Origin of the sequence: Marinobacter sp. UBA2498 (assembly GCF_002341575.1) — a bacterium.
GTDB classification, from domain to species: Bacteria; Pseudomonadota; Gammaproteobacteria; order Pseudomonadales; family Oleiphilaceae; genus Marinobacter; species Marinobacter manganoxydans.
Genome location: NZ_DDOI01000056.1, coordinates 1 through 5,526, shown reverse-complemented (window position 1 = coordinate 5,526; position 5,526 = coordinate 1). Strand labels below are relative to the sequence as shown.

Below are 5,526 nucleotides of genomic sequence, written 5' to 3'. Positions count from 1 at the left end.
TGCCACCCGCCGCAACGCGTACGCCCACCATATTCAGCGGCTGATGGTTACCGGCAACTTCGCGCTGCTGGCGGGTATCAAGCCAGAGGAAATCTGTGACTGGTACCTGGCGGTGTACGCCGATGCCTATGACTGGGTGGAACTGCCCAACGTGCTGGGGATGGTCATGCACGCGGATGGCGGCTACCTGGGCTCAAAGCCCTACGCCGCCAGCGGCAAGTATATCCAGCGCATGTCGGACCATTGCGCCAACTGTCATTATAAGGTGAACAAGGCCACCGAAGATGACGCCTGCCCGTTCAACGCCCTGTACTGGCATTTCATCGATCGCCATCGGGACGACTTTGCCAAAAACCCGCGTATGGGCATGATGTACCGGAACTGGGACAAGCAGAAGCCCGAGAAACGGGAAGCGCTGCTCCAGCGCGCCGGGTATTTGTTGACGAACCTGGAGAAGCTTTAACCCCAACATCGGTCGGCTTCCGCAAAGCAGGTGTTTACGCCAATATGTCCTGCACTTGTGCGGCAAAAGCCCCACATTGGTGCTAGCCTGACATCAGGATTGTTAACACCACGGACGCGGCACCTACGATGAACCTTCGACTGGCAGTGGGTCTGACAACTGTACTGGCATCACCCCTTTGCCAGGCCCAGCCTCCAATCCTGAACCTCTACACCTTTGAAAGCCCGCCGTATCAGATGGTGGGCTCTGACACGGGTGGAGAAAGTCAGATCTCCGGTGAAACCGCAGACACGGTGATTTGTGCTGCCAACCGGGCCGGCTGGTCAACCCGCATCCGGATTACGCCCCAGAACCGTGCCATACATTCGCTGGAACGCAATATGATCGATGGCTATTTTGCCATTGATCCTTCCGCAGAACTCGACACCATTGCCACACGGAGCGATCCGGTAGCGCTTGAGAAATGGTACTTTTTCACTCGCGATGACAAAGCGTTTACCAAAGACCTTCGAATAGGCGTTGTCGCCGGCAGCAACGAAGAGGCCTGGCTGAGCGCTAAAGGCTATGGGATTTTCCTGAGCGTATCCTCCCCCTCACAGCTGTTGGCCCTGCTCAAGCGGGGCCGGATTGATACCGCCCTGATGGATGAGCGAGTCATGGATCGTCTGCGCCAGGCCAAAGAATTGGCCGGCACGCAGCTCCGTGCGCACTTCGTTCGCTATGCCCCGCTCTACCTTTATCTGGGCGAAACCTTTACCTCAGACAACCCCGAATTTCTCGGCATATTCAACCGCACGCTGAACAGCTGTATGGCTGGGCAACTTGCGCTGTCACAGGAAGAAGATCGACGCATTTCGGAGCTGTCGAGCCGGCTTTTCAAGGAAATGAACAGCATCCTCGATGTTCGCCAGATCATCGAGGAAGGACCCAGGCAGGAGAGCTTTACTGACGTAATGACCATCGACAGCCAATGGACGGCGCTGTCACCCCTTGCAGTGCCAGATCTGGCAGCGGACATACTGGCACTTCCAGGCTCCAAAGCGCTGCAGGCGTGGCAACATTCCCACCAGGGCCTTGTCACAGAGGTAATGCTGGTCAATGACATGGGAACCCTCGCAGCGATGAGCCAGCTCACCTCAGACTACTGGCAAGGTGATGAGCCCAAATTCCAGAAAGTCATTGAAAATCAGGCAACCCAACCCGGCGGCGATCCACCGATATACCTCTCACCCATTCGGTACGACAAGTCCGCGGCCAGATTCCAGGTTACCGCCAGCAGGCCGGTTTTGAGTGATCACGGGGAACCGGCCCTCGGTGTGATCGTGATCGGTCTCAGTATCGAGGAAGCACTGAGCGACTCTGAACAATACTGATTGATTCAATCGTCCTCCCGGCAAAGCAGACACTCAGGGCGGTCCGACTTCACAGGCCAACACCAGGGCCCAGAACTCCGAGAAGTCATTGACCACCACATCCGGCTTATCCGGGTGTTTGTGGGTACCCGGAAAAATCTTGTTCAGCCAGGGCAGATCCCACTGGGCCCCATTGAAGAATACCGAGGTCAGGCCCGCGCGCTTGGCGGCAATAACGTCAGTCGTGCTATCGCCCACGTACCACACACTCGGATCAGGCGGATAATCCAGTTTCTGGACCGCTAGCAGCAGTTGATCCGGGTGGGGCTTGCGCAGGGGTGTATCGTCGCCGCAGACGTCAACATCAAACAGATGCGTCCAGCCAGTGTCCTCCACAGCCGCCAGTTCGTGCTCGAAAAACTCACGATCCCGGTTGGTAATCACCCCCACCTGAATGCCCAGACGCCGTAACCCTTCCAGAACTTCGCGCACCTTCGGCTCAAACGCCTTCACGGTACCGTAGTGTTTCCGGTAGTGGTGGTTGAACGCCTGGTGGGCAATCTGCTTGGCTTCCTGGTCATCCCCGAACAACACCTCAAAGATATCGGTTCGGGAAATCTTGCGGTCTGCCTTCACCTTCGGATGCAGCTTCGCAAACTCCCGCACGTAGGCCACCAGCTTCACATCTTCCGGGGTTTTGCTGTCTTCAGGCGCCACCATGCGGTCCATCAGTTTGAGTTTGTGGAAATCCGGCAGCATGTCGTCCACCGCGTGGTACATGGCGTCGAGGGTATCTACCAGGGTGGCGTGCCAGTCGAACAGGATGACTGCCGGACGGATGAGCTTGACCACCGCCGGGTGCCAGTCCGGCTCAATTCTCGGCTCGGGTCGCTTTGGCGGCGGAAAGGGCCGGGGTCGAACCTCGGCAGGCGTCTGCTCGAAGGCCTCCGGCTGGCTCCGCTCAAGCAGGGCTAAAAGGTCCATGAGGTCCTCAAAGCTGTCCAGAATGGCCGCCGGCGCGTCCCGGTGCGAAAACCAGCTGTCGATCCGGCCGGATTCCCAGCAGGCGCCGTTGTAGAACACGCCCGACACGCCGGCTTTGTTGGCGGTGAGCATGTCGACGTAGCTGTCGCCGACATACCAGGCCGTTTCATCCGCTGGCAGACCGAGCTTTTCAAGCGCCTTGAGAATCACCTCGGGGTCGGGCTTGTACTCGGTTACATCGTCGGCACAGACCGTGGCATCGAACAGGCGTCGCCATCGGCCTTCATCTACCGTCTGTAATTCCCGCTCCAGGAATTCGCGGTTCCGATTGGTCGACACCGCCAGGCGGATACCCATCGCTTTCAGGGCGCTGAGGTACTCATACGCGCCAGGTTGAAACGGTTTTACCTGCCCGAAATAACGTCGGTAGGCCTCGTTGTAGGCCTTGTGGGCAATCAGCTTGGCTTCTTTGTCGTCGCCAAAGATGGCATTGAAAATGTCCGTCCTTGAAACCCGCCGCTCTGCCAGAATACGCGGATGCAGGCGCCGGAAGATCCGGATGTAGCGCACCAGGCGCGCGTCGTCGCCGGTACGGCATTTATCCTCCGGCAGCAGCCGCTCCACGAGCCCCAGCTCTTCCAGTTGCGGCAGCATATCTTCCATGGCACTGAACATGGCATCGTGGGTGTCGACGAGGGTGCCGTGCCAGTCAAAGATCAACACCGACGGTGCTGAAATGGAATCGCAAAATCGGGCCATGCCCCGCCTCCATCAGAAGTTGCCTCAAGCCGGCCTTGAAATCCGCCGCCGGGCCGGCAAAACTCGGCGGTACTGACAAGAAAGATAAACCCGGTTTCCAATGCGTGCACGCATCGAGTCTGATCCATGCCAGTATCGAGCTACCTGCTGCCCTATGATTTTTCACCGCTGACCCTGCTCAGTTATATGCTGGTGCTCGGGTTTTATGGTGTCGGGCTACTGAGGATGCCGGAGCAGGACCGGCCGGGATCGGGCCGCATCATCACTTTCACGCTCGGGGTCATGCTCTGTTACGCGGTGATGCAGACCCGATTTGATTACTACTCCCAGTACATGTTTTTCGTCCATCGGGGCCAGCACCTGATTCTTCACCACCTGGGGCCGATCCTGATTGCGCTATCTAACCCTCTGCCGGTGATGCGATTCTGGTACCAGAAGATTTCACCGTCTGTACGCTACTGGCTGCAGCCGCTGGGCTGGATTTACCGGCTGCTGCAGCAACCGGTTATCGCTTCGGTTCTGTTCGTGGGACTGGTCTACTTCTGGCTCTGGCCGCCCATCCATTTTGACGCCATGCTCAGCCGGCAGCTCTACTGGATCATGAACTGGAGCATGCTGCTGGATGGCCTGCTGTTCTGGTGGCTGATCTTTGATCCCCGCTCCCCGGCCATCACCAGTGCCCTGGGCTACGGCAAACGTATACTCCTGCTGGCGCTGGTGGCGATCCCCCAGATGATTCTCGGGGCCTGGATCGTGTTTTCCCGCGGCATGGTTTATGACGTCTACGAAGTCTGCGGCCGGGCCTGGCCCATGCCCCCGGAAACCGACCAGTTACTGGGCGGTCTGCTGACCTGGATTCCCCCGGCCATGATGAGCATCATTGGCATCCTGATTGTGCTCCGCCGGGCCATGCATGAAGATGGCAAATTCCCCAAAAGCCGCTCGATGGCAGGAGGAAACGCATGAACAGAACGCTGCCACTATGGCCTGTTTTCGTTGCCCTGATGCTCGCCGGCTGTGCCGGGAATGAGGAAAGCTGGCATGGCAAGGACATCTCGGGCCTGATGCCCAGGCTCCAGTTCCAGCTCCAGGGCACCGACGGAAACACTGTCACTCCCGCAGACTCGCAGGGCAACATCCGCCTGGTGTATTTCGGCTTCACCTCCTGCCCGGATGTCTGCCCGACCACGCTGACTGATCTGCGCCGCTCGGTTCAGCAACTTCCCGAAAAGTATCGGGACGACGTCACCACCCTGTTCGTAAGCGTTGACCCGCGCAGGGATACCCCGGAACGCCTGGCCAGTTACGTGAATTTCTTCGGCGATCGGGTCGTTGGCCTGACTGCAGAAGAACCCGCGCTTCGAAAACTCGCCAAACGCTACCGGACCACCTTCGGTTACGACGAACCCGACGCCAGCGGCAACTACAACGTTTCACACAGCAGCGCCGTTTACGTTTTCGATCGCGACGGCAACGCCCGGCTGCTCCTGCGACCCGGACTGTCGCCAGAGCAGATCAGTGAAGATCTGGCCCAGCTGGCACGGGGATCACGCTCCTGATACCCATACCTGTCGCCGCCTCGGGCGCTGATCCCGCCCTGCGGAGCAGACGTAGAAAGCCCTACATCCCGAATGGAAGACACTGGTGCCCCATAAGAAACTCAATCTCCCGGAGAAAACCTGCCCGGTCTGCCAGCGCCCGTTTGCCTGGCGCAAAAAATGGGCGAAGGACTGGGAAAATGTTCGCTACTGCAGCGAACGTTGCCGGCGCGAGCGGAACGCACTCTCATGACCACCGTGGTGTGGTTCAAGCGCGACCTGCGTACCCGGGATCATGCCCCCCTGGTGGCAGCGGCCAGCCTGGGCGAACCGGTCATACCGCTGTATGTGATCGAGGACGAATACTGGCAACTGCCGGACACCAGCGGCCGTCAATGGGCGTTTATCAGAGACTCCCTGGACGATCTTG

General features: G+C 58.7%; 6 protein-coding genes and 1 pseudogene. 6 read left to right on the top strand and 1 reads right to left on the bottom strand.

Features of this window, described 5'->3' with window-relative positions; all coding sequences use genetic code 11:
• Positions 1 to 463 (top strand): annotated as a pseudogene (locus B2W52_RS06740) (cryptochrome/photolyase family protein); the annotation flags it as partial.
• Positions 464 to 591: 128 nt separating this feature from the next.
• Positions 592 to 1,836 (top strand): substrate-binding periplasmic protein, encoded by a 1,245-nt coding sequence (locus B2W52_RS06735; RefSeq protein ID WP_286802083.1) that lies wholly within the window; start codon positions 592 to 594, stop codon positions 1,834 to 1,836.
• Between the two features lie 33 nt (positions 1,837 to 1,869).
• Here the strand turns inward: B2W52_RS06735 and B2W52_RS06730 are convergent, their stop codons facing one another.
• A complete protein-coding gene (locus B2W52_RS06730) occupies positions 1,870 to 3,558 on the bottom strand; it encodes an HAD family hydrolase (protein ID WP_286802081.1) in 1,689 nt (562 codons plus the stop codon).
• 126 nt (positions 3,559 to 3,684) lie between these two features.
• Between B2W52_RS06730 and B2W52_RS06725 the strand changes: the two genes are divergently transcribed.
• The 4 genes from B2W52_RS06725 to B2W52_RS06710 form a co-directional block, all read left to right on the top strand.
• Positions 3,685 to 4,524: a cytochrome c oxidase assembly protein gene (locus tag B2W52_RS06725; RefSeq protein ID WP_273069430.1), complete on the top strand. Its 840-nt coding sequence runs from the start codon at positions 3,685 to 3,687 to the stop codon at positions 4,522 to 4,524.
• Entirely contained in the window at positions 4,521 to 5,117 is a 597-nt protein-coding gene (locus B2W52_RS06720; RefSeq protein WP_273069432.1) for an SCO family protein, read from the top strand. The genes B2W52_RS06725 and B2W52_RS06720 overlap by 4 nt, the downstream gene beginning before the upstream one ends.
• An 85-nt stretch (positions 5,118 to 5,202) precedes the next feature.
• Positions 5,203 to 5,349 carry a DUF2256 domain-containing protein gene (locus B2W52_RS06715; protein WP_008175434.1) on the top strand — a complete coding sequence of 49 codons (147 nt, stop codon included), beginning with the start codon at positions 5,203 to 5,205 and terminating at the stop codon, positions 5,347 to 5,349.
• Positions 5,346 to 5,526, top strand: a 181-nt coding sequence (locus B2W52_RS06710; RefSeq protein WP_286802077.1) for a deoxyribodipyrimidine photo-lyase, incomplete at its 3' end; no start/stop codon positions are given. The genes B2W52_RS06715 and B2W52_RS06710, both read left to right, overlap by 4 nt.

Bases quoted from the DNA above. Each gene is read 5' to 3' on its own strand.
- B2W52_RS06730 (WP_286802081.1), bottom strand. From the start codon at position 3,558: ATGGCCCGATTTTGCGATTCCATTTCAGCACCGTCGGTGTTGATCTTT.
- B2W52_RS06735 (WP_286802083.1), top strand. From the start codon at position 592: ATGAACCTTCGACTGGCAGTGGGTCTGACAACTGTACTGGCATCACCC.
- B2W52_RS06720 (WP_273069432.1), top strand. From the start codon at position 4,521: ATGAACAGAACGCTGCCACTATGGCCTGTTTTCGTTGCCCTGATGCTC.
- B2W52_RS06725 (WP_273069430.1), top strand. From the start codon at position 3,685: ATGCCAGTATCGAGCTACCTGCTGCCCTATGATTTTTCACCGCTGACC.